The sequence below is a fragment of the Pseudoalteromonas sp. BSi20495 genome, from assembly GCF_000241185.1.
Lineage (GTDB): Bacteria > Pseudomonadota > Gammaproteobacteria > Enterobacterales > Alteromonadaceae > Pseudoalteromonas > Pseudoalteromonas fuliginea.
In genome coordinates this window covers 45,227-70,836 of sequence record NZ_BADY01000203.1, presented here as the reverse complement: position 1 = coordinate 70,836, position 25,610 = coordinate 45,227, and the positions used below count along the sequence as shown (strand labels likewise).

15 protein-coding genes are annotated in these 25,610 nt (G+C 38.8%); 12 read left to right on the top strand and 3 right to left on the bottom strand.

Annotated elements, in window-relative coordinates:
- Positions 1-2: 2 nt before the first annotated feature.
- On the bottom strand, positions 3-1,730 hold the full coding sequence (locus P20495_RS00200) for a DUF885 family protein (RefSeq protein ID WP_008139580.1): 1,728 nt from the start codon (positions 1,728-1,730) through the stop codon (positions 3-5).
- A 226-nt stretch (positions 1,731-1,956) separates the two neighbouring features.
- Between P20495_RS00200 and P20495_RS00205 the strand changes: the two genes are divergently transcribed.
- The 12 genes from P20495_RS00205 to P20495_RS00260 all read left to right on the top strand — a co-directional run bounded on the left by P20495_RS00205 (position 1,957) and on the right by P20495_RS00260 (position 22,772).
- Entirely contained in the window at positions 1,957-2,544 is a 588-nt protein-coding gene (locus tag P20495_RS00205) for a DUF4202 domain-containing protein (RefSeq protein WP_008139579.1), read from the top strand.
- A 35-nt stretch (positions 2,545-2,579) separates the two neighbouring features.
- The gene (locus tag P20495_RS00210; RefSeq protein ID WP_008139578.1) at positions 2,580-3,038 is read left to right on the top strand and encodes a zf-TFIIB domain-containing protein; all 459 of its coding nucleotides are present in this window, start codon (positions 2,580-2,582) and stop codon (positions 3,036-3,038) included.
- A gap of 382 nt (positions 3,039-3,420) precedes the next feature.
- The gene (locus P20495_RS00215) at positions 3,421-4,494 is read left to right on the top strand and encodes a hypothetical protein (protein ID WP_008139577.1); all 1,074 of its coding nucleotides are present in this window, start codon (positions 3,421-3,423) and stop codon (positions 4,492-4,494) included.
- Between the two features lie 24 nt (positions 4,495-4,518).
- Entirely contained in the window at positions 4,519-5,262 is a 744-nt protein-coding gene (locus tag P20495_RS00220) for a hypothetical protein (RefSeq protein ID WP_008139576.1), read from the top strand.
- Complete coding sequence (locus tag P20495_RS00225; protein ID WP_008139575.1) at positions 5,249-7,759, top strand: hypothetical protein; 2,511 nt, start codon at positions 5,249-5,251, stop codon at positions 7,757-7,759. The genes P20495_RS00220 and P20495_RS00225 overlap by 14 nt, the downstream gene beginning before the upstream one ends.
- Positions 7,760-7,762: 3 nt before the next feature.
- Positions 7,763-8,377 (top strand): hypothetical protein, encoded by a 615-nt coding sequence (locus P20495_RS00230; RefSeq protein WP_008139574.1) that lies wholly within the window; start codon positions 7,763-7,765, stop codon positions 8,375-8,377.
- Complete coding sequence (locus P20495_RS00235) at positions 8,370-8,849, top strand: hypothetical protein (protein ID WP_008139573.1); 480 nt, start codon at positions 8,370-8,372, stop codon at positions 8,847-8,849. Before P20495_RS00230 ends, P20495_RS00235 begins: the two co-directional genes overlap by 8 nt.
- Positions 8,846-9,505 carry a hypothetical protein gene (locus P20495_RS00240; RefSeq protein WP_008139572.1) on the top strand — a complete coding sequence of 220 codons (660 nt, stop codon included), beginning with the start codon at positions 8,846-8,848 and terminating at the stop codon, positions 9,503-9,505. Before P20495_RS00235 ends, P20495_RS00240 begins: the two co-directional genes overlap by 4 nt.
- 14 nt (positions 9,506-9,519) lie before the next feature.
- Entirely contained in the window at positions 9,520-10,131 is a 612-nt protein-coding gene (locus P20495_RS00245) for a hypothetical protein (RefSeq protein WP_008139571.1), read from the top strand.
- The gene (locus tag P20495_RS00250) at positions 10,101-13,994 is read left to right on the top strand and encodes an IPT/TIG domain-containing protein (protein WP_083829725.1); all 3,894 of its coding nucleotides are present in this window, start codon (positions 10,101-10,103) and stop codon (positions 13,992-13,994) included. Before P20495_RS00245 ends, P20495_RS00250 begins: the two co-directional genes overlap by 31 nt.
- Before the next feature lie 7 nt (positions 13,995-14,001).
- Positions 14,002-22,167: a thrombospondin type 3 repeat-containing protein gene (locus tag P20495_RS00255; protein WP_008139568.1), complete on the top strand. Its 8,166-nt coding sequence runs from the start codon at positions 14,002-14,004 to the stop codon at positions 22,165-22,167.
- 11 nt (positions 22,168-22,178) lie between these two features.
- Positions 22,179-22,772 (top strand): hypothetical protein, encoded by a 594-nt coding sequence (locus P20495_RS00260; RefSeq protein ID WP_008139567.1) that lies wholly within the window; start codon positions 22,179-22,181, stop codon positions 22,770-22,772.
- Positions 22,773-22,867: 95 nt separating this feature from the next.
- Here P20495_RS00260 and der read toward each other — a convergent pair whose 3' ends face one another.
- Positions 22,868-24,337, bottom strand: coding sequence for a ribosome biogenesis GTPase Der (gene der, locus P20495_RS00265; protein WP_033016533.1), 1,470 nt, complete (start codon positions 24,335-24,337; stop codon positions 22,868-22,870).
- A gap of 93 nt (positions 24,338-24,430) precedes the next feature.
- Positions 24,431-25,609: an outer membrane protein assembly factor BamB gene (bamB, locus tag P20495_RS00270; protein WP_008139563.1), complete on the bottom strand. Its 1,179-nt coding sequence runs from the start codon at positions 25,607-25,609 to the stop codon at positions 24,431-24,433.
- Between the last annotated feature and the right edge of the window lies 1 nt (position 25,610).

Sequence of the window (25,610 nt, the reverse complement as noted above, 5' to 3'; positions counted from 1 at the left end):
TGTTAAATAGCTGATTTTTGCTCTGCTATCCAATCATTTATTACGTCTTCTAGTACTTCCATAGGCAGTGAGCCTTGGCCTATAACGGTGTCGTGAAAGCTGCGAATATCAAATTTAGCGCCTAGTTCTTTTTCGGCTTTTGCACGCAGTTCGCGTATTTTTAGCTCGCCCATTTTGTACGAAAGCGCTTGGCCTGGCCATGATATATAACGATCTATTTGATCCTCCACCGCGCTTTGTGGCAATGCAGTGTGATCTGCCAAGTAGTCTATTGCCTTTTGGCGGCTCCAGCCAAATGCATGAATACCGGTATCAACAACTAAACGCACTGCGCGCCACATTTCGTAACCTAAACGACCAAAGTCGCTGTAAGGGTTTTGATAAAAGCCGGCTTCTTTACCTAAACGTTCGGTGTAAAGTGCCCAGCCTTCGCCAAATGCTGAGTGGCTAAGTGTGCGTCTAAACTGGGGCACGTCTAACTCCATTGCAATGGCGTTTTGTAAATGATGCCCTGGTATTGCTTCGTGTAGGCTTAGTGCTTCTAAATTATACAAAGGCTGTAGCTTAGGCGTTGAGGCCAAAAAATAAGTACCCGGTGAGCGATTATCAGCCGGTGGCATATAAAACGCGCCGCGACTTGCTGAGCCTTTTATTGTAAAGGTGTTACGTGGTAAATGATTAAAGTAGGTTGGTAATTTGCCATACATTTTTTGCGTAATAAAGGCTGTTTTTTCAAGCAGGTCTTGTGCGTCTGTTGCGTAAAATTGCTCATCGGTTGCTAAAAATTCTAAAAATTCAGCGTAAGTACCGTCAAAACCTACTTTATCAATAATGTTCTGCATTTGCGTTTTAATGCGCGCCACTTCTTTTAAGCCTAGCTCATGAATTTGCTTGGGTGTTGCATTGGTTGTAGTGTAATAATTTACCGCATATTTGTAATACTCAAGCCCGCCTTTAACGCTTGAAATCCCCGGTTCTGCTCTGCAATTAGGCATGTAATCGTTTTCAAAAAAGTCGTAAAAGTGCTGATAAGCTGGTACTACTTTTGAGCTAATTAAGGCTTTTGCTTTGTTTTGGTATGTGGCCTTTTGCTCTGCTGTAAACGTATTTGGTATACGTGTAAAAGGCTCGTATAAGGCGCTATTTTCAGGTTGCTTAACTATATGAGCGTTAATGCTCTGGCTGTAATTTTCAAATGTTTTGCAGTAGTGGGTGTAACCCTTTTCAATGCCTTCCTTCATCAAGTTAATGTTTTCTTGATTAAAGCGAGGATAGTCGGCAAGGCTTACTAAAAATGCGTTGTAATCATCAGGCGTTAAAAATGCCATATTAGCCGGTGCTTCGGCAAAGTAGGTATGCCAGCCACTTAAAAAGTTAACCTGAAAATACTTATCTTGAAAAAGGTAACTTTGCTGCTCTGTTTCACGCTCGTATTTAAATAAGCGGTAGTTCATTAGCTGCGAGCTGCTCAGCGTTTTAGGATCTATTTTACTTAAGCTTTTTATTACACTGTTATTGTAAGCTTGGCGCTTTGCAATGGCTTGTTCGGTCCAATTTGGTAATTTGCCACTGGGTTTCCAACCGTCTGGGTCGGTACGAAAGAATATTTTTTCGGCTTTTGCGTTTTGCCAATGGTTATCAATAATCGTTTTTAAGTCACTGTTACTATCGGCAATGCTTGGCAGTGATGCAACAGCTAAGCAAATAGCTAAAATACTTTTTTTAAACATAGTCATCCATTTATTGCGCGTTAATTTTTATTAGTTTTCGCGTATTTATCGTTTTTGTTTTTAATATAGTACCAAGTTAACTTTATTAATGCGCTTAATTTAATAACCTGTAACTATTGGTTTTTCTTTTTGATTGAACAAATTTCACTGTGCAAGTGAGTGGCGCACTAGTTTATTGCTTTATCAGCGTTTAGAATGATTAAAACTAATTATAATAAAGGTCGTCATGTTTAATAAAGTAATAGCGCTGATTGATGAAGCGAATAATCAAGATCCTAATAGCGAACAACACAATGGCGAAAATTTCCCAAAAGAAAGTTTATACGCCTTACGCATGAGCGAAATGTTAACTCGTTTTAAACCAGATGCAGATGAACTCATGCAAATTGCAGTGCGCGGGCAGCATATACAACGCTGGAAGTCGCCACGTAATGACTTTGAAATGAATAAGCAGGGCTATCATCAATGGCGCAGTGCACTTTATATATTTCATGCTAGCAGTGTTGTTGCGCTCATGAAGCAAGCTGGTTACGATGAAGCTGAGCAAAACCGAGTGTACGATGCGGTCGCTAAAAAGAATATTAAACGTAATCCAGACAGCCAGCTTGTTGAAAATGTGGCTAGTTTGGTGTTTATTGAACATTATATGCTTGGATTTGCCAATGCAAAACCAGATTACAATGAGGAAAAGTGGATTGGTATAATTCGTCGTACGTGGCAAAAAATGTCAGATGAAGCGCATGAGTTTGTACTTGCAGGTAATATTACATTACCCGCACCGCTTGTTGGGCTTATTCACAAAGCACTCGAATAAATAATAAAAGTACAAAAATAAAAAAGGAATTCTAAATGTATTGTCCTCGTAGCGATACGCCACTTGAGCCTTTACTTGTTGGCGGCATTACTGTTTTTACGTCAGCGCAAGGTGGCGTGTTTTTTGATAACAGCCAAATATTTAAATTTAGCTCTCCAGAGCTAAAGCATGGCCAGGTTTTACTTAAGTATTTGAGTAATTATACCGAAGGTGAGGGCGATGTATCGCTACGAATTAATTGCCCAAAGTGTAAAAAAATTGTAATGATGCGCAGGTATTTTTCGCCAGTAAAGGCCGTCGAAATAGATGAATGTCCAGGCTGTGCAGGAATATGGCTTGATAGTGGCGAGCTGGCAAAAATACACGAAAACCATTTAACACCCAAAGAACGAAAACTGCTAGCCCACGAAATGGCCACCAATCATGGGTTTATAACTATTAAATCGCCTGCTTCTAGGTTTATGCCAACTAATAAAAATAAAAATAGCGCATGAAACCGGAGTTGATAGTTGAGTGCACTTAGCTTTACTTGGTATACGACGTTAGCACGTTTATAGACTTTTTAATTGACTATTCGTACTGCCTATCCAAACCACAGTTATTTTATTTAGAACATAATGCAAGGAAACTCACAAAAGAAGTTTTTTACGCTTTGTTCTCGAATAATTATGAGTTTAAACGTGTCGATTTTTAATATGTCTAATTTTAAAAGTTGTTTTTTTGTTAATTTTAATGTTAATCGATGGTTTTCTGTAGTACAATTATGGTGTTACGCTACTCTTGTAGAGTAATGCTTTGTAATGAAATCATTCTAATTTTGTTTAATTCTGATTGTTTTCATAATTTATACGGAAATAATAAAAAGGTACATTCAGGATGTTTTTTTCTTTTTTAAAATCTAGAGTTAATTTTACTTTAAAGTTAATTTCACTTTCATTTTTTTTAACAAGTGCAAATTTAGCCGCTCTGACCCTATCAGAAATAAGTGCAATAGACTCTCAAATCAAGCAACTTCCCAACCAGTCCGATAAAGGGCTTAGTCAAATCCCAAGTTTAGTTGAGCAGTTAAACACGGCTGAAACGAGTAATAATACCGAGCGTGAAAAACCTAATCCTAATACAGCAGAATTAGATGAAGTACTGGGTGCAATATTAAATAGCAAAATGGGTCTAACAAACCATATTTACGAATATAAACTGTATAACTATCTGCAAAGTGAAATGCAGTTACTTGCGGCAGGCACAGATAAAACAGCCATTGTTCATAAAAGTATTAGTTTAAATATTTTGTTAGCAGGCCCGAATGCAGGCGCTGAATCGTTTTTTGTTACCTATTTAAATAGTGACGAAATAGGTGGGCTTAGATTACGTGAAGCGCTGATGTATTTTACTTTACATCCTAACAATGCTGTTAAAGACAGAGCCAGCTTTTTTGCCAGTGAAAAAGGGCACCCTATTTTTAGAGGGCCTGCGAGCTGGGTGTTTGGCAAATTAAGTACCATTGATAATACCGCAGCAATTGCACAGCTAACTGCTGCACTTAATCAGTCTATTATCGACAATTATGGTTTTGATACGCAGTTACTTACGCTGCTGGGGCTTGCTGAGGTTGCAAATATTAGTTATTTAAAGGCCAACTTTTCTAATGTTGGCCTTGATAAAAGCCTACTCGAACTAGGCGAACGCTACATTAATTTTAAGCGCGCAAGCGGTACAAATAAAAGCCAACTAATTAGCAATACCTTTAATAAAAGCATGACTCGTTATGAAAGAGATGAAGCGCTTGGTTATATTTTAAAAAACAATAAAGCCGATTTATTAACAGAGTTAGGGCTATTGTTTGATACAGACAACGGCCTTGTGTTATCGCCTGAGCTGGCGCAACTTGCCAATATTTATGGCTACCAAATTAATGGCAGTGCCGACAACCCCATTATTAGCGCTAAATAATTATTAAAATAGAAGGTTAATAGTGTGAAAAATTTAGTAATGCACATGAGTGTGCTACTGGCGTGTGTTTTGACAACAAGTTGCACTACGGTATTCGATAAAGCGCATGGTTATCGTGGGCCCATTGTTGTGACGATTGAAACAGAAGATGGCTCAGTGCCAGAATTTCCTTTTTTGATAGAGTCTGTGTACACAGAGTCATGTGGTCATAGTAGTTGTGGCATAGACTCAGGTTATAGATACTTTAAAACTGCCTATGCTAACGAGCCAATTACCTTCCCACGCGAGCGTTTGGATTTATTACAACCCAATGCCTATGCAACAATTCTTTTTAAGGTTACCCATCCTAATTATCACTACAATGTATTTACGCGAGGCTTTGCGCCCACCGATGCCGATGACCCCATCCATAGTACATTTACCGTTAAGCCGTTTGCTGAACAAATGAAAAAAGTGGCTGGGTGGGCGACTGGCCCTAAGCAAGACATGCAAAACTTTACACCTGAGAGCAGAGAATATAAAAAAGCAGACATTCGGTATCGCCAAGCGCGTTTTAATTTAGGAGATATGATTAAAAGGCACATTACGGTGATCAAAACTTTTTACTTACCCCATTTTTCAAAACGTATGCAACAACGCGTAATTGAAAAGTATCAACCGATTTTTAGAGCCTGGTATTACGGCGTACCCGAAACAGATTGTTGGAACAAAATGACTTGCCAAGAACATATTTTAAAGCCAAGGGAAGCTGAATATGAAGGATTATAAGCGTAAAACTGCAATGCTTTTTGGGGCGGTAATGGTATTTAATTGTGCAGCGCACGATACCAATACCAGCCACCCACGTATTACAGAAGCAGTTTATTTTTCAATGCTAGGGTTAGATAAAGAAAACTTTTCTTATTACCAGCTATATCAAACCCACCCCGATTATGTCACCAAGCTTGTGGGGGATGCGCACTATGCGGTGGAGCTAGATCAGCCTTACCCTTATTTATGGGGTTATGACCCGCAGTTCGATGATGCTGATGAAAAAGAAATTGACGAGGATCAGGCAAGCCCAAACTACCCTGCATTTAGAAAAAAAAGCCTCAATGTACTTGATGGGGTGGTGATGGAAGACTCCCCAACTAATCGCGTAATGTCGCATTTTCAGCATGCTTATACCGGAGCTGCGATGTCTGTAAATGATTGGGTTGTGAATGGTGTTGATTATGCGATTAATGAATTTTACGGAAAAATAGAGCCTAGCGAAATAACTGCAGGGCGCTTTTTTAACGATGCAATACATACCATGGGGTATTTACATACTATTGAAGACTTAAGCGAAATGGAACCTGATACCCCTTGGTTAATGGAAAAGCACGGGCGGCAGCTAAGTGGCGCTAAAGCAATGTGGTTATTTGGTCATGCATTGCACCATGCTGAAGACATGAGCTCAATTGCGCACATACATGGTGATGCTCACTTAACCAAATTTAAAGAGTTACTTGGTGAACCTGATGATTATGAAGCGCACTTTATCCCCAGTAAGATTTATGAGTTTATAAAGAGGTTAGATACAGATCTTTGGTTCGAGCCTGTTAGCTTTAGTAAAACCATCAATAATGCAGGGCAAATTTGGGGGCGCAAAACAGACCCAGCAGCGTATGCTTTACTTGAGAATTACCTAGACCCGGCGAATATGTCGCGGGGTATTTATAATACGGCTTTGTTTCAAGCTGATTTACCTGTCGGTTTTAAAGTATCCCCACTAGATAGCTCTTTTGGTAATCCAATGAAAATTAGGCATGAGGGTAAATATTGGCGCTATAACGCTAAAGCAACAAAGGCGTCTTATGAAGCTGCTGGTAAGCTTTGTGGTGGTGGGGAGCTAAGTAAAATGTTTTATTTTGGCGATTTAAGCGATTTTGACCGCCTTGAAGGTCCTAGCTTTAACGCGTGCGGTTTAAGAGTAAATATAGGGTCTCGTAGAGCATTACCCAAATACGAAATTATGCATGCCGCAGCTAAAACTTTTGAAGACAGTGGTGATTTTAAAGCCCATAAATTTCACTATAATGGGCGCTTTAGTAGCTTGACGGCAGATTGGTGGGAGGCCAGTGTTTTTGGCGGCCCTGAAGATTATTATTACATAGAGCAAACTATGAAAGGGGTGGTATATGAAGGTGAAGTAGCAGGCAAGCAGATTGCACCTGGAGAGGTGCTGCTGCGACCTCACTATATTAGGCAAGATATCACTAAACCTCATTCAGCGAATAACCCGCTGATTAAAACCTGCACTGACTGGTCTGTATCTGCGCTGCGTTGTTATAAGGGCGATAGCTTATTAGAGCGTTTTGCGGAAAAGCTTATTCCTTATTCACTTGAGTTTTTAGTGGGCTACAGTCAGTTTTTTTATGATGTTGCTAATTTGCCACCCTATTTACAACAAGTAGAAGTAATACAAGACGAGCGTAAACGCTATGGTATGAAATGGCAGGGTAAAATTAATAATACCGGGCGTATTGAAATGACTCACGAAGAAGGGGACGGTAAACACACCATTGAAGATTTTGCTTATATTGCTCAGCGCTACAAAGCACAAACAATTCCTAATTTATCTTTTATAACTCAAGATAAAGCGATTAGCATTAATTTAAAATTTAACGAAGCTATTAGAGCGCCAGATGCACAGAACAGTGAGTTCTCGTTGGGGCTTGCGGTGAATAATCAAGAAGCCTTTTTTGATAGCAGTAGTTTAGTGACTACTATTTTAGCTGACTCAAGTTTTAAAGGGTGTTTTACCGTGGGGTCATCTGAGAATCTGACCAGCAACTGCTGGAAAATAAAAGTCCCCTCAAGTGCTTTGAAGTCGCTTTTTAGTGGCGATTTAAATGGGCGCGTTACTTTATTAGTACGCGCTGCTGATATGAATAACCACAGAGACGTAAATGGCAAACCAAGCGACAACCTTAACCATGGCGCGCTGTTAGATGCCACGCCGACAACTCCAGCAAGGCGTTATGTAAAACGTAGCGGGGCTGAATACACTATTTTTGATGATGGTAAGGCTCGTTATAGTTCACAAGAAAACCTCTATTATTGGCACTCAGATACATCAACACCGGGTGATATGTTTGGCACTTATGCAAATAAACAAGGCGCATTTGCCTACGATCCAGGTTATGACAAAAATCACATTTTATTGTTCGACAGTCGTAAGCCTGAAATTAGGCTGGAAGTGACAACAGGCATTGCGTTGCCTGAAGAGAAAAAGGAGTAAGTTATGAGAGCATTTACCTTGGTTATTATACTAATACTGAGCTTTGCAAGTTCTGCCAATGACTTTAGTAAAGAAATTAAGCTTGCCGATAATGTTGTGCAAGGGCGTGTTATGTTTAAAAGCAGTGAGTGGGTTGACGGTAAAGTAGTGACTTACCATCAAGTTTTAGTGCGCGATGACTTAATGGCGGGTGCGTTAGGTAAACCTGCTCAAAGTGAGCTGGTAATTACACAAGCGGGTGGTACTGCTGTTCATCCTGTTTTAAAAGTGGCTATATCACAGACTATTTCGCATCAAGTAACGCTAAAAGAAGGGGATGAAGCAATATTTTTTACCCGCACTGACCCGTTAGGGCAACAGCAGCTGGTAAAGGGGCAAAATTCAGTCGTGGCAGTGCAAGGAATGGGTACTGATAATGTTGTTTTACCAGCTTTTAAACAGCTAAAAGTGTCAAAAAGCTCACCGCAACACGCTAATGTATTACGCGCAAAACAGACGACTGATGTGGTAGGTAAAGCTGTACTGCAGCAAGAAGCGCTAACTTTGCCAAACGCTAAAGCAAGGATCAAGCAGTTGCTCGCAGATAAGCTGGCTAAACAAGGAAAAGACGATGCGTAACTTAATGTTAATAGGCGTGCTTACGTGTTGTACAAACGTAAAAATGGTGAGTGCTGAGGAGTCAAAAGCGGTGCAGTCTCTTGATATTTTAATGAGAAACCAGCACGTTGAAGTTATCAGTATGGAGCAAGCTAAAGCGCAACAAGCAAAGTTTAATAAAGATTATTTTAGTCAAGCAAAGCGCGCTTATGCTCAAGGCTTAAAAAAAGTAAAACAACCAACAGGGAAAGTGATTCATTTAGCACATGAAAAAATTAATAAGGTTAATTTTACCGATAAATTTGTTGTAAGGCGAATTGATGCACAAAAACTTGCTCTTGGGGCAACGGGTATTGCCAGTTTAAAACAGCAACCAGATGTTAAAATTTACGACCTTGATGAAGACGAAAATACCAAAGTTAAAGTGCAGGATAAAACCCCGGTAGATAAAAAAATACCTGCAAAAACAAACAAGGAAGTAAATGAGTTATGATAAAAAAAATAATAGTTTTGCTCTTGCTGATTGCACTGTTTAGTGCTTTGCCATTGGCTGCACAGACAAAATACTTACAGTTTAATACGACACCCCATAGCAGTGAAATGATATTTATTGATGCTGTTAGTCTACAAGATGACAGCATCCCTGTTACTCATTTTAAACTTGGGGCAGACGAGCAAGTAGTGAATGCTTCATTGCGTACACTTAATAGTCAAGGCATAACAATTAATTTACCGACTGTTCAGCAAATGCTTTTGAGTGAGCAATTACCTTATATTGTTGCGCCAAGTGAAAATCGTGAGTTTGGCCAGCATTTATTAGCGATCCCTGAGTTAGGTAAGTATCCAATTGCTATTACAGCGAGCTTTGGTAAAAGTATTTTTAATCTTGCCAATTTAGTTTTATCTGAAGCGCCCGCAACGGCCATGGAAGAGTATATTGTTTTAACTACTTGGTGGGATCCCGCGCAGCCTTTATCTGAATTAGTAATCAACTTTTCGACCATAAAAACTGGCACCGAAGCACAATGGTTAAGGCTGCAATATTTGTGTGAGTTAACTCTTTCACCACGCAATGGGCTTGAGCTGCTTGGCAGTGCACAGCAATCTTACTTAAAACAACTCTCTGAAAGTCAAGATTGTATCAACTAAAAAGGATGTAGTTTATGAAAACTGCAAATTGGATTTGCCGACTTCTTATGTTGGTTACTATTTCTGTGTCTGCTGGAAGTCCATCTTACATATTAAACGAATCAAATCAGCTTGTGCCACAACTATGGCATCAAAACAATTTACCTTACAAATGGCATTTGAATGAGCGCGGTTATTCACCATTAGAGTTCAGCGTGGTTGAGCAAGAGCTACAACGTGCATTTTTAGCCTGGCAAACTCTTCCAGATAGTAATGTTACGTTTGAATATCAAGGTATTACTCAGCAATCAGGAGAAGGAGCTGGTAGTCAATTATCTACCAATATTGATGGAGTAAATGTTGTTTCGTTTGTAAATAATGAATTTAACTTCCCAGAGAGTGTGCTAGCTATTTGCAGTATTTCTACTTTTAATAAAGAAATTATGATTACGGAAAATAATTATGATTTAAATGGTGATGGAGAAGGTGATATTCCAGTAGGTTTGTATCCGGCAGGGACCATTTTTAATGCTGATATTTTTTTGATGGGGCCAAACCTTTTTCTCCAGAACTGCTCCATTATACAGCGCTGCACGAAATTGGCCACTGTCTTGGTTTGCAACACAGCTCTATTGAGCACAGTGTGATGTACCCTGCCGCAGATCACGATTTAGCGCGAGGCGCAATTATAAAAAATGATGATAGTTCTACTTTGGCAAGCTATATGGAGGCGCCTCAAGTTGAACAACGTTACGGTACTATAAGAGGTAAAGTATTAAATGGTGTAACCGGCACAACGGTAAGCGGTACACATGTTTATGCTGTAAACAGTGAAACTTTAGAAAAAGAAGTGGGTACATACAGTTTAATCGGTGGTGAGTATCGTTTATTTTTACCAGTAGGTCAGTATTTTTTAAAAATTGAACCTCTAGATGCTTCACATCCAGGGCTAGAAGCTGAGCGGCTGGTATCAGTTGTTAATCCGCCGGACAACACGTTTTTTGACCGCGAATATTTTGATTTAGATGAGTCATCTTATGAAACCGAAGCAGAGGAACCTAAGTTATTTGATGTCACGGCTGGGGCGGATATAGCCGATATAGATTTTTATATTAATGAAAAAGTAACCAGTGAATTTAAGTTTGACCTAAAAAAAGGCCTTAATTATTTTGGGTATCCGCAAAATGTGCCTTTTGGTTTAACATCGCACGATTTATTGCAGCAGTTATCGGTGTTTATTGAAGTGAACCGAATTGAGAGGTTTAACCGCAATACGGGCGGTTTTGAATTTGCTTTTATGTTAGACGGTCAGCCGCAAGGCATTCAGTTCGATATTCAAGAGGGGGAAGGTTATTTAATCAGCAGTGACACCGATGGTGAATTGATTTTCCCTGGGGCTACCTATTGCCATGAGTTCGAACTAAAAAAAGGTTTAAATCTTGTCGGGATTACCTGCCCACCTGCAAATTTGGACTCTTACCAGTTTATTCAGGCGATAGGTTCTAGCGAGATCATTGAGAGCATACGTTACTATGACCCTGCAAAAAAACAACATTTAGAAACCCGTTACCAAGGTGACCAAGTTATTGGTGATAAGTTTGCTGTACAGCATGGCTTTGCTGTGGAAATTCGCATGTTGGCGGACAATGGCATATTTAAGCTTTCAAAAGTTGATGTTTCGGCTCCAGTTATAAACTATATTTCTCCAGGTACAGCACTACCGAGAGATTATGTTTTAATATCGGGACAAGGGTTTATTGCTGACCCAGATCAAAATATTGTATTGATAGGCGGGCAACGTTTAGCCGTGCAGAGTGCTTCCCATGACTCCCTTTTAGTGCAAATACCAAGTGATATAAAGGCAGGTGAATATTTGCTCACGGTAAGTGCAAATGAACTAACAAGTAATAGTGTGCCACTAGCTGTAAAAGCCCGAGAGCAAGAAGAGAAAGAAGATGATATAAATCAATTACTATCCGGCATGGAAGTTAAAGGTAATATTAGTGCCTTTGGCGAACAGGATGTTTATACATTCGTTGCACTCGAAGGCTCTAAAGTGAATATTAATGTGAGCCCTTTAAATAGTCAGCCAGGGCTCAGTCTACAATTACTTAACCCCAATGGAGGCTTGCTTATTAAACGCAGTGCGTCTTCGAGTGAAGGCGATATTAACCTGCAAAATTACCAAATTAAAGAAACAGGAATTTATACCATTGCCGTTTCGGCTGTGTCGGTTGGTGCTTATAAGTTGTCTATCTCTATAGATGCTCCTCAGGGGGCTGCTAGAACATCAGCATTAATGGGAGAGTCGCAAGTTGCGGTAAAGGGCACTGAGCTTAAGCAAGCAATATTATTACTTGTTACTGACAAGCGCGGACAGCCAGTGACCAATGCTGATGTGGTTCTTTCTCAAAGAGTGGTTGAAAGTACACCCAGTAGTAAAGACATTAATATTTTGGCGAATGCTCTTTCAACTCCAAGCACCAAACCAATGAGTAGCCGTATTCAAAATTCTCCGCAAGTGGCTGCGGGTGATACTTACCTGAAAACACTTAAATCAGACAATTATGGGTTAATTGGCGCAAGTGTTGCAGTACCTGATTTAACTAGAGACTTTCAAATTGTGGTGAAGGTACCTAGCTTTCCCGATATTGAGCCCATTACATTAGATGTAAAAGTAATTGATGAGCCAATAGCACAAATAAAAATTGATAAAACAGAGCAAAACTGTGGCAGTAAATGCCCTGTGGGTGCTGAGTTACCAGAGCCATGGCGTGCTACTTTTTTAGATGATGAAGGGAATGGAGTTAAAGGCGTGCCTGTTGAATGGTTAGTCATTTCTGGTGGTGGAAAGCTTGGTGGAAAAAGTGGAGAAACTTCACAAACTCGCATAAAAATTGAATCCGATGCCAGCGGAAAAGTAGAGGTTTTTCATAAGTTGGGCGAAAAGCTTTACTTGAATAAAGACGTAAGTGACCTAGATGAAACTCTGGTGAAGTCACCGCAGGTCATCATGATGTCTGTTCCCGGTCAGTCTGCTCCTGTTGTGTTTACTGTTGATGTGAAGGCTGGCCGAATAACCACTGTTACATCAAGTAGAGCAAACGATTTACAGGGAACATTATTGACTCAAAGGATAAATAGTTTAGGGCTACAAGTTAAAGACAGCTTTGGTAATCCAGTTGCAAACGCCGAAGTAACAGTTTTATCACCAACCCCTGATTCTGGTATTGAAATTACTCCTGGGTATATTGATGGTGCCCAATTAACTGGTCACCAAACGAACGAACGTGGAATTTGGCTTGGATCAATTAGTGTTGGCTTGGTAGTCCCAACAATCGATGAATTTGGTAATAAAGATACGGTTGGATTAGCAGAGGCTTACTCATTAAATCTGCAAGTAGGTAGTCAAAATATTAGCTTTAAACTTGATGTAGATATGGGGCCTATATTAGCACTTGAGCGTTCAACGGACAGTGCTTTGATAGGTCAGCCACTTACAAAGCCCTTTACTTTTAAGCCACATGGTTTTATGAGAAACCTTAAGGTAGATCCATCTCAGGTCCTTGGGAGCGACAGGGTAAAATTAAATAATATTTCTATCAGAAGAGGTTATTCAGGAAACGTTGAAGATTATGGATGGAAGCATTATGAAAGTGCATTTGTTTTTTACGATATCAATCGCAGTGATTTTTCAGAAATCAGACGGATTCTGTCTAAAGGAGATGAAATTCACTTTAGTGTATTAGGTAAACAAAACATGGGAGTCGAGATTGAAGCAGTTGATACTCTCCTAAGTTGTGAAGAGGTTAAATATACTAACGAAATACCCTATTGTAGTGGGGTATTTCAATCACGTGCTTATAGGGAAAGAGAAGGTGCAGTAAATGTTAACAATGTTGGACATTACAGCACAAGAAAGCCAGTGGTTATAAAAGCGGTTATTCCTAATTTCTCACACGGCGTACTAGTGGGTTCAACGACAGTAGCTCCTAAACCACCTAGTAGCCAACCTGATTTAAAGCCTGACATTTTATGGTGGGATGTTGCTAAAGAGTCTTATGTTAAAGATTTAACAGGTGTTGCTTGGGTTTATCCTCAGCCTATTAGTTTATCATTTGTTATAGATGATAGCTTTGCAGGGACAAACGGTAGTACTAGTGTATACCCAGGGATTAAAGCTGTAAGTGGAATTGACTTAGACAAGTTAAATATCACTATGCCAGACGGTTCAGTGATTAATGGACAAAATATTCAAGACAGCTTAAGACTAAATCAAGCGCCAAATTATGCAAGACTTTGGCTTGAACACCATCAAATTTCACACCTAAACGATGATGTTATAGCCAGCTCACCTGAGCACTTTCAACTAATTTACGAGCCTAATTCTTCCACGCTAAGTGATGGAGTTAATACTATCAAATTGGGCATTGCGGATTCGGCGGGGAATATAGCCACTGAAGTGAGTTGTTCGTTTACATATCCAACGTCAATTCAGTGTCAGGAGTAGGGAAACGATGAAAATTAAACTTTTAATAACCACACTTATATTTTGGTTGATGTGCTCGTTTGTTTTGGCAGCCGAACTTCATAATACGAGTGTTAAAATATCAGATGTAAATACGCGCTCGTTTGTAGTGGCTTGGGCTGCCCCTTCAGACTCCACTGGTAGTGTTAAAGTTTACTTAGATCCAAAAGGTAGCGACTTAGTTGATACACGTGTCAGTTCATCTCAATTTACATATACTGAAAACAGTAATATTAAGCAGCAAATGTTGGCGCAGGGCTTATTTAGAACGCGAGTTTATGGTTTAACACCTGATACTCATTACTATATTCGTATAGAGCAGCTAGATAATAGTGGGCAAAGCCATGCTTTGCCCGAATCAGGTGCGCTTTTCCATGTTAAAACGATGAGCAGAGAAGATATTGTGCTAAACGACACCTTGGCTGCTTATATTGAAAACGAAAGCGAGCAAAGCCCTGCTGGAAAATTAATGTATTTTAGTTTTCCTGGTGCCGTTTATCCTCTTTCTCACGTGGTGGGAGATTCTCTTCCTGAAAATATGGCTGCGGTTAGTTTATCGAATGTTGCAGATGGAGATAAACATATTTCAATGCTGCGCTCTAACGTTGAGGTTCAGGGTCATGCCGTAACTGGTTTAGTAAACGAAGGGTTTGCGATGGCAGAGAATTCGCAATTAGGTCGCTTACAAATACTCCCTCAAACTATTACTTTAAACAGTGCTAAGGACACCGATGCTGATGGTATTCCAGATTGGTACGAGCTTGAAAATGGCTTAAATGTTCATGGTGATGATGCGTCTTTTGACTTGGATAGTGATGGACTTACTAATTTAGAGGAATTTCAGTTGGGAACACAGTCTAATTTGGCTGATACCGATGGTGATGGGGTTAATGATTATCAGGAAGTTAAGATTGCTGGTACCTCAGCCTTAAGAGTTGATACTGATAATGATGGATTGAGTGATTATCAAGAGTTATTTGTATATAAAACAGATGCATTAGCAGTAGATGGTGATGGCGATGGTTATACTGACGCAGATGAAATTAATTTGGGGTATGATCCAAATGACGCTTCTAAGTACCCTGATTATGATATTGATTTAGATAATGATGGCATTTTTGATAAAAATGATAACTGCCCTGAATTAGCTAACGCTAATCAAGTAAACACAGATGGCGATGATTTTGGGGATGCATGTGATGACGATGATGATAATGATGGTGTAGATGATTATGAAGACAATGCCCCATTGATTGCAAACTCAGATCAACAAGATAGTGACGCTGACTTAATTGGTGATGTCATTGATAATTGCCCATTATTAGGTAATCCACATCAAAAAGATAACGATGAGGATGGGCGAGGTGATGTATGTGATGAGGACGATGACAATGACACCGTTTTAGATTACAAGCAAGCTGGAGAGTCGTCAAATATTGCATTGACTCTATACCGTCTTGAGTCGGTTGAAAGCATCAATTTGTCATTTGCCAAAAATTCGAACGCAAAAATTCATTTTGCTAAACAAACATTTGACGATAATGAGCAAATTTATTTAGGCGAATTTGATATGAGCTTGCACAGGTTTAATGCAAGTGAGCTGTCACCTGAAGACGAAGGGAAGTTGGGGCAGTTGATTTCGATTTTAGATGGTGAAAGTTGTGATTGCGTTATTGTTAACCAACCTAATAGCCAATTAAAACTCATTACGGATAGTCAGTCTATTAATATTCGTGTACCAAGTCACATTCCGCAAAAAGGGAAAACAATATTTATATCATCAGATGATGGTTCTGCGTTTGCTGCTTATAGTTCATCAGATCACAGCAACCTGTTAAATTTACTCGTTGCGGGTAGTGCCTTTATTAAAAATGACAACTGTCAATTTATCAGTAATATAGAGCAAATTGACGGTGATGGTGATGGAGTAGGGGATGCGTGTGATATATCACCACAAGATATTGATGGAGATGGCATCTTAAATGTTAATGACAACTGTCCTGCGATTCACAATGAAGATCAAAGCAATATCGATGGTGATTCTATTGGAGACCTTTGTGATGAGGATATGGATGGAGATGGTATTCCTAACGAAGTTGAGTCAAATGAGTTGTATACAGATCCAAAAGATGCATATTCGTGGTCAGATATTATAAGTGATGGCGAGGCTGATTTTGATAACGATGGGTTTAGTAATTTACAGGAAGTGTCTCAAGGAAGCAGTATTTTAATTCCAAACCTTAAATTGTTGAAAGGTAAAAACTATATTTACTACCCAATTGAAGGGTTAACTTCAAAGAAGGCATCAGATTTAGTTGAGGTATTGGGTGGTGCTGAGTTTGTAACTCGGCTTGCCACAATTGATTTAGAAGGTAATATTTCCGAGACATTTACGTTCGATGGGCAAGCCTGGGTGGGTACTAATTTCGACCTTAATGAGTATAAAGCTGTAATCGTTGACTCATTGACACAATATATACTCCCCGAATCAGTGGCAGTGGCTTGCAAGTCATTAGATTTGGCTATTGGGGTTAATTTTACGTCGCTACCTTGTGTTACGAATGGTGATACTGCCTTTAAATTATTAGAAGAATATGGTCAAGATAAAGTTAAATCGATAACAGGAATTAATGCCCACTCAGGACTGCGTCAAACAGCTGCTTTTGTAGATGGTGAGTTATCAGGAGAAAACTTTTCTCTTAGCGTGTTGCAAGGTTACCAGTTAGACGTTATATCACCCTTTACAATAGAAAAACCTATTTTGAATCAGTTCGGTGTATCTATAGATAACTTTGATGGAATAAAAGTAGTTACAACCTCAAGCATTAATTTGAGTGGTTTTATTGATACAGCAAGTGGTGTCCTTCTGGTTAATGGGGTTGCGGTAGATGTTATTGATGGGCGTTTTAGCTTAGAAAACTTTGCATTAAAAGAAGGTGAAAACTTAGTTGTTGTTAAAGGGCGAGACCAGAATGGCTCTCCAATCTATTTAGAGTTTGTTATACAGCATGTAATACCGCCAACTTTTGACGTGATTTCTCACCAAAGTGGACAGTCTTTAAGTGCAAAGTCTATTACAATAGCAGGCCGCTACCAAGGAGCTAAACGTGTTGTAGCCAATGGCGTTGAAGGTATATTAAAGGACGGTATGTTTATTGTATACCCAATACAGTTAACAGAGGGAGATAACGTAGTTACAGTCGCTCTTTATGGTGACTATGGCGTTAAAGTTGAAAAAAATGTTCATCTTACATCTTACCCTATTACAGTGACTCTTCCTGCAGGAGCTTCTCAGCAAGTAAAGTTACCTCAGTCGGTAATCTTTAGTGATGAAAAATTACCGATATCTCCTCAATATGTAACTTATTTAGGGAAAGATAAAACAATCAAAGCAGAACGTTACCAAACTTATTATCCTGATCTTGATAAAGTTGGATTTTATGCGTCCTTTGTTAGTGCTGACCAAAGCTTAACACCAAGTATTACAATGAATTTCAGATCAATTAATACTAATCTGCAATACGGTACTCATCAATTTGCAATCCCAGTTAAAGTAACCGATGCATATGGCTCGTTGACTCATATTGATGACGTGTGGGTAAACATTACTCTGCTTAAAGAAAATGGTGGGGGAGCTATGTTTGTTACCTCACATTCGGATGGTGAAGTTGTAAATGACGCAGATATTAGGTTTCAAGGCTATGTGATTGAAGCACAAAGTCTTAATTATCAAGGGCAAAGCATTAGTCTCGATAATGATTTTTTTGATATTCCAATTAACCTTTCTGCTGGTCGAAATTACTTAGCTTTTGAGATTGTTAGAGAAGGGATCATCAATAATGAAGTATATCGATTAGACTACTATCCAGAAGGGTATAGCCAAATATTTGTTACATCACATAGTCATAATCAGCATGTTTCAGGAAGTAATATCGTACTTTCAGGTGTTGTCTCTAATGAGGGGGCGAAGCTAAAAGTAAATGGTATTGATGCGTTAGTCGATGGTATAAACTTCTCAATTAATGTTCCCATTTCCGCTGGAACTAATTGGCTGAATATTACTGCGGAAGTGGAAGGTAAAGTAAGTGAATATCAATTAAATGTAATTGGAAAAAAATATACTGCACGTTTTACAAACTTAGTAGACCGTGAGCACTTGTATACATATACACCTGTAATTAACGTGGCGACTGATGGAGTAATCAAAAGAGCGAGGGTCAATAATGGTGATTGGCAATCAATGACTGATGCAAGCGACATAAATCTTGCAATAAAGTACTCTAACCCTCTAATTGAAGGCCGTAACTTTATCGTTGTTGATATTGAATTTATGGATAACACCAGCCAAAAACTAATTGCGATCGTTTACTTTGATAAACAAACTCTAAAATTAAAAACGATTATGCCAAGTAGCGTAAAAGTTTGGGTTACTATGGATGAGGTCGTATATAGTGAAGCAGACCAATTTACCTTTGATTTAGGCTGGCTGAGAAATCGTGACCTTGGTTTATTTCAAGCACCAGTCCCAGATAACGCTTCCTCTAGTTATGGCGCTTACGGTCGAATGGGGGCGAGCAAAGTTATTAAAGATTTAGGTGTTGATGAGTTATCTCGAAGAACTGTGTTAGTTGAGTTTCCTTATGAAATCTTTCAATCTAATATGGTTGTTGGTGATACAGCTGACACATCTGGATATATTCGGGTTTATAATAAATCTGGTGAACAAGTTCATTATCAAAATGTACACTACAAAGTTGAATATGTGGAGATCGGGAAAGAGCCACAACTCTATATATGGAACCACGGTGAAAATGAAAAAATTCACACCAACAAAACGACCTTGATTGCCTCTGCAGCAAACTTTATACCCTCTAGTGCAAAACTTAACGGCGTAAATGTAGCCGTGCAACGAAGCACTTTAAATAATGGGATAAATGAGTACCTTCTGCTAGCAGGAGCTTTTAAACTTTCTGATAAACCCTATGTATTAGAAGTGTTTAATGCTAACGGGGACTCATTAACCACACAGTTTAACTTAGAGTATGAACATTTGGCCTATACCCTGCAGTCAGGGCAAGAGTTTAGAGAAAATATCCAATATGAATTAGTGACTTACAATACTCCTGGGAATGTGTGGAGTCGAGAAAAAAGAACCAGTGATTATCCTATTATAAATATGGGCTCTTGGTATCAAATGGGGCCAGAACAACGTAACCTTGATGGTATATATGTTGGCGAAATCACATTAGGTCTTGAAACAAATGAGGGAGGGGCTGCTCTCGGCTCACAAAGTATATCTCATAATGTTAATTTAAGCAGTTATGGTTTGCCAATCTCTAATGAGGTGTATATTTATCGGTATGTAGATGTTGTGTCAGGCCCAAATGTGGTACCAATTATTGATGTCATTGAACCAGCCCTCAATAGTGAAACTTTCCTTTCAGAGGTTAAAGTTAAAGTTGAAATTAAAAATGATAACCTTTCACAAGTATATATAAATGATAATCTAACAACTAAACAGTTTCTTTCGGATTATGGCTGGCCAGCTCGGGATGGTCTACATCATGTACTAAAGGTGCCACTTCATCTTGGCGAGAATGAAATTATTATTAAAGCGCATGCTACTTTGAATGATCAAGTCGTTCAAAAAACTTTAACAGTTATACGCAACCCTATGCCACGACCTTCATTCGAGATTTTAGCACCTACTCAAAACTCAGTTTATAAATTGTTTGATGATGGTATGAAGGACGTTGAGCTTAAGGGGCGTATTGATAAAGCTATTCCTATTCAAGAGTTATTGATTGATGGGGTAAAGGTTGAGGTCGGAAGTGATGGGTATTTTTATCATAGAGCAGCCTATTCTCAAGGCGAACATCATTTAGTTATTAGTGCGAAAAATGATGCTGGAGTAACTGAAAAGATTGTCAATTTTTCCGTTGAATATGGTCCTCCTAACATTACTATAGAAGTTCCCGAATCCAGTAGCTATCAAACAAGGGAAAAAAACATATATATATTGGGTTCAGTTGATGATAAAAATGCATACTTGACCGTTAATGGACATGAGCACGATATTGATTTTGAAATTGGATCTTTTTCTCTTAACTATATTTTAGTTGAAGGTATAAATGATATTGAAATTGTAGCAAAAAATAGTTTTGGGGAATCTAGAAAGTTAATATCAGTTAACCTTGTTGTCCCTGAGAAAACACATGTTGAGGTAGTTAACGGTACTAGCAAATCGATAGAGCGGAAATTAAAAACTACAAATGAAGTTGTATCAAAACTTAGCAGTTATAGAAGAGATATAAACTCTCCTAAATATGGGGTAAATGTAGACGTTAATTATAAAAGAATAGAGGGTCAACCTAGGGACACTGTTGTTTTTGAATATACAGTAAATATTGATGACTCTGTTGAAGCTGGAATTTATACAGTCCCAGTAAAAATAGATTTAATCGATGGCTCTGGAGTTGTTATTCACTCAGATATTTTAGATCTAGTAATTTATGTAGGCATTGAGCGCTTAAAAGTAAAATTAGATAATCTATATGAGAATCAAAGGATAAATACGCTCAATTATACTATTACAGGCAATGTAAATGATCCATCCGCATTAATTCAGATAAACGGGAGCCCAGCGGCTGTAAGCGATATAGGCAATTTCTCATATGAATTAAATTTAGTTGAAGGAATTAACTTTGTAACCGTTACTGCAATCAATACAGAACAACAAGCCATAACAACTTTTCATGTTAATGTTTTACTCGGCGACTTAGATTTAACAATAACCAGCCCAGTACAAAATGCTGCTTTATCAGAGCCTAGCGTGGTATTTTCTGGAAAGGTGAATGACCCCTTAGCTAACATAACAGTGAATGGTCAAACAGCTATTGTTGATGATGAAGGGAAGTTTGCTAAAACTTTGTTTTTCAGTGAAGGAGCTCATCAAGTTCTCATTAATGCTGACAACGGCTTTCAGTCTGCTTCTAAGGAAGTTTCTTTTGAGGTTCTCCCGCAGCCTTTATCTTTGATGATTACATCACCAGCAAATAACAGTACTTTTGATCGTAATGATATAACCATAACAGGGGTTGTATCTGATGCGAGTGCTTTTGTAACCATTAATGATCAGGAGGTCTCAGTTAATGTATCTGGTGAGTTTTTACATGCTATTGTGTTGGATTATGGGGAGCATAACCTTAATATTGTTGCCTATAACGATTTAGAACGAGTGAATCAGACTGTATCTGTAATTATAAACGAAGCTATTGAAGATGAAGTAATTGAAGTTACACAAGGTAACGATAGCTTGGTACAAAGTACAACTATGGTTTTAAGTGATGAGCAAAAGTCAAAGCTTACTGCTTATTCTTATAATCTCTCACAGCTGCCAGAAGGTTTAAGTTTTAAGTTCGTAAGAGTTTATTTTAATAGTGAGGGGGTCGCTTTTGATTATCAATTTAGTGCTAGCGTTTCAATGCCTGTTTCAAAGCACTCAACGGTGTTGTCACTTTCTTTAAATGATTCAGAAAATAAAATAATAGCAACAAAAACAATACCGCTTACTGTATCTGTAGTTGATGAACAAAAGCTAGAGCTTGAATTAACTGTCACTTCTCCCAGCAATGATGAGAAGATTAATTCAAATAAAGTGTTTATTGAAGGGATTGTTAATCACCTTTCGGCACTAGTTGAAATTAATGGTGATAATGTAACTGTATACAGTGATGGTACGTTTTCTCATGAGCTGGTTCTCGACGAGGGCAATCATACAATTGAAGTTAGTGCTAAATATAATGGTGAAACAAAAATTAAGTATGTCCCTATTGTAGTTGATACGAGTACGCCTAGAATAGTCGTGAACATTCTCACTGGGCAAAATACGACTTTCGAAGTTGTAGTGACTGAAAATAAACAGCTTATGTCTCAGGTAAGGAACATTTTTAGTCAATTTTCTCAAGTGCCGAATGGTACTGAAATTAATACAGTTAGCGCAGCTTTCATTAGCGAGAATTCTATGAAATTAACTTACGAGATTTTAGCTGACTCTATATTGGATAACGAGGAAATCGGCCTCGATATTTTGTTAAAAGATGGTTCAGACAATACCATTTTTGTATATCCAGTTAATTTAGTTATAAACCCGTAAATGGAATTTATATGTCATCTATAAGTAGAAAAAAATACGCTTTAGGCATATTCATAAGTGGGATTTTGGTTTCTATAGGTTATTATTTGTTTTTACCTATACAGCTCAACCTAAGCTCTGATGGTGATTACAATAATTTTTTGGTACAAGTCATAGATAATAACGTTGAGGTATTAGAGTCAAATACTATTGATAAGAACTTTTCTTTGGATGCTATAAAATATTTAAAGTATTCGCTGGATGGTTCTACTATCAGGGTTATTCACCCTTTACTCAAAAAGCAGATGTACGCAATTGGAATCTCAGATATTTTTAACAAAGAAATAACAATTAACTTAACTTGCTGGTGTGCAGATAAATCATACCCTGAACAACAAGATTTAACTCTAATTTATTCGCATTTTGAGGACATAAAAAAACATTATATCGAGAATGTTGATGTGAGAAATCGAAGGCTGTCAGTGCAGGGAATGAGCAGGTCTTTATATTTATTGATTGCAATTGCTAGTGATCGAATCGGTTTGGCGAGAACGTTACATAAAGATAGAATACGCTTGATGAAACAAAGAATGGGCGAAATAATTGGTGACTTGTATATTAATTGATAAAAAATAAAATTGCAGTTATCTTTGAAGTTAACCGAGCCTTAATACAAACATGTTTAAGGCTCGACTTTTACTATAGAGGCTAGCTCACAGCTCTAAGATTTATTACGATTTTCTTTAGCAAATGCACGTATTTTACGCTTTTGCGACAGTGTTACTTTATTAACACGACCAGCAAATGGGTTTTCACCTTCTCTAAATTCAATTTTGATTGGGGTGCCCATAATTTTAAGCGCTTTACGGTAGTAGTTCATCAGGTAGCGTTTATAACTATCTGGTAAATCTTTAACTTGGTTACCGTGAATAACAATACGTGGTGGGTTATAACCACCGGCATGCGCATATTTGAGCTTAACACGACGACCACGAACAAGTGGCGGCTGGTGATCGGCTTGAGCCATGTCCATAATACGACGCAACATTGCAGTACTTATACGTTTAGTTGCAGACTCATACGCTTCGTCAACAGATTCGAATAAATGACCAACACCTGTACCGTGTAGTGCAGATATAAAGTGTAGGCGTGCAAAGTCAATAAAGCCTAAACGGCGATCGAGCTCTGATTTAATACGATCTTTAACGTAATCGTCTAAGCCATCCCATTTGTTCACAGCAATAACCAATGAACGACCTGAGTTAAGGGCAAAGCCAAGCAAGCTTAAGTCTTGATCTGAAATACCATCGCGAGCATCAACAATCAATAACACAACGTTACAATCTTCGATTGCTTGAAGCGTTTTAATTACAGAGAACTTCTCAACTACGTCGCTTACTTTTTTACGCTTACGAACACCTGCGGTGTCAATTAACACATACTCTTTTTCATTTCGCGTCATCGGAATGTAGATAGAGTCACGTGTTGTACCTGGCATATCGTATACAATTACGCGATCTTCACCGAGTATGCGGTTAGTAAGTGTAGACTTACCAACATTAGGGCGACCAATAATGGCAAGCTTTACAGGTTTGTCTGCAAATGCCTGGTGATCGGTGTCGCTGTCTTCATCTTCTTCGTAAAGATTAATAAGCTCTTCGTCATCGCCTGTTACGTCTTCGTCTTGTGCAGCTAATTCAGCAATAAGCGGCTGAAGTGTTTGCTCAAGTAATAACGTAATACCACGGCCATGGGATGCCGCAATATGATGGATTTCACCTAATGATAATTGGTAAAATTCAGCACAGTTTGAATCTGCATCAATACCATCGGTTTTGTTGGCAACAACAAAACACTTTTTATCTTGCTTGCGTAAGTGATTAGCAATTGCTTGGTCAGCTACGGTCATACCTACACGAGCATCTACTAAAAACAGAACAATGTCGGCTTCTTCAATGGCTAGCAGAGATTGATCTGCCATTTCGATTTCGATGCCTTCTTCTGAGCCATCAATACCACCCGTATCTACCACGATAAATTCATAGCCATCATAACTAGCTTGGCCATATTTTCTATCTCGTGTTAAACCAGGGAAATCGGCTACGAGCGCATCACGAGTACGTGTTAAACGGTTAAATAATGTGGACTTGCCCACATTGGGTCGCCCAACTAGAGCGATCACGGGAAGCATAAACTACCTCTTTAAAAAACAACAAAAGGCTTCGCAGTGCGAAGCCTTACAAAAAATAATTAACTATTAGCAGGTTATACTAATAGTAGTAAGTTAGTTCGGTATTTTAACCGCACTAACTTCACCATCACGGGTGTATAAAATCAGTTTATCGTCGGCAACAACAGGCTCAATAAAAAATCCTGAACTGTCAAAGTCTTCACGAGATACTAGCTCGCCAGTTTCTTTATTTAACCAATGCAGGTTACCTTCTTGGTCGCCTATAGCTAAATGGCTACCCGCAACTGTAGGGCCTGTTAAGTACCAACCACGTAGAGCGGGTTGGCTCCAACGTTCAATACCTGAATCTTTATCCAATGCGTAAATAACACCATCGCTATCTACTACATAAATACTTTGTGCATCCATTGCAATATCGCGGTAGCTACTGTATTCACGTTTCCAGACAATATTACCTGAGCGAATATCAATAGCGGCTAAGTTACCATTATAAGCAATAGCATATGCGTATGGGCCGCTAATAAGTGGTTGAGTATCTACGTCAACTAGGCGTTCAAACTCTGATGCACCTTTAGCTACCGCTATTTCTGCGCTCCATGCTGAGTAACCACTTTCTGAAATCAAAACGTTTAACTTGCCTGTTTCAAGGCCAACTAATACACCACCGTTAGCAACGGTTGGCGAGCTTTGTCCGCGCAATGTTAGCGGCGGTACTTCTTGTTCAAAGCTCCAACGCTGCTCACCTGTATCTGGGTGTAACGCTAATAATTTACCAGACGCTAAATTAACAAAAACTAAGCCATCGCCAGCAGTTGGTTTTGATAGCGATTCACCAGGTACATTTTTACGCCAAACTTCTTCACCTGTTTCACGGTCAAGGGCTATAATGAAGCCATGTTCAGAGCCAATATAAATCTTACCATAAGCTTGTAAAATACCGCCTGATAATTTTGCTGTACCGTTGTCACTCCATGGCCAAAATGATAAATCCTGACGCACGTCAGTTTCCCATTTTGTGTCGCCATTCGTAAGCGAAAGTGCTTCAACTTGGCCTTCACGGCTAGCAACGTATACAGTATCTTTATAAATAGCAGGCGTTAGTCGAGAGAAATAATGCTCTACACCGTCACCAACTGATTCTTGCCAAACAACGTCAGTTTCAAACTGGTTTACAATTTCAGGAAGTACTAGTTCGTCTTCATCATCACTTGATGAACAACCCATCAGTGTTGCCATACATAGGGCAAGGGTTGCAGTCGTTAATTTTCTCATG

Bases quoted from the DNA above. Each gene is read 5' to 3' on its own strand.
- P20495_RS00200 (WP_008139580.1), bottom strand. From the start codon at position 1,730: ATGTTTAAAAAAAGTATTTTAGCTATTTGCTTAGCTGTTGCATCACTG.
- P20495_RS00205 (WP_008139579.1), top strand. From the start codon at position 1,957: ATGTTTAATAAAGTAATAGCGCTGATTGATGAAGCGAATAATCAAGAT.
- P20495_RS00210 (WP_008139578.1), top strand. From the start codon at position 2,580: ATGTATTGTCCTCGTAGCGATACGCCACTTGAGCCTTTACTTGTTGGC.
- P20495_RS00215 (WP_008139577.1), top strand. From the start codon at position 3,421: ATGTTTTTTTCTTTTTTAAAATCTAGAGTTAATTTTACTTTAAAGTTA.
- P20495_RS00225 (WP_008139575.1), top strand. From the start codon at position 5,249: ATGAAGGATTATAAGCGTAAAACTGCAATGCTTTTTGGGGCGGTAATG.
- P20495_RS00230 (WP_008139574.1), top strand. From the start codon at position 7,763: ATGAGAGCATTTACCTTGGTTATTATACTAATACTGAGCTTTGCAAGT.
- P20495_RS00235 (WP_008139573.1), top strand. From the start codon at position 8,370: ATGCGTAACTTAATGTTAATAGGCGTGCTTACGTGTTGTACAAACGTA.
- P20495_RS00240 (WP_008139572.1), top strand. From the start codon at position 8,846: ATGATAAAAAAAATAATAGTTTTGCTCTTGCTGATTGCACTGTTTAGT.
- P20495_RS00245 (WP_008139571.1), top strand. From the start codon at position 9,520: ATGAAAACTGCAAATTGGATTTGCCGACTTCTTATGTTGGTTACTATT.
- P20495_RS00255 (WP_008139568.1), top strand. From the start codon at position 14,002: ATGAAAATTAAACTTTTAATAACCACACTTATATTTTGGTTGATGTGC.
- P20495_RS00260 (WP_008139567.1), top strand. From the start codon at position 22,179: ATGTCATCTATAAGTAGAAAAAAATACGCTTTAGGCATATTCATAAGT.
- der (WP_033016533.1), bottom strand. From the start codon at position 24,337: ATGCTTCCCGTGATCGCTCTAGTTGGGCGACCCAATGTGGGCAAGTCC.
- bamB (WP_008139563.1), bottom strand. From the start codon at position 25,609: ATGAGAAAATTAACGACTGCAACCCTTGCCCTATGTATGGCAACACTG.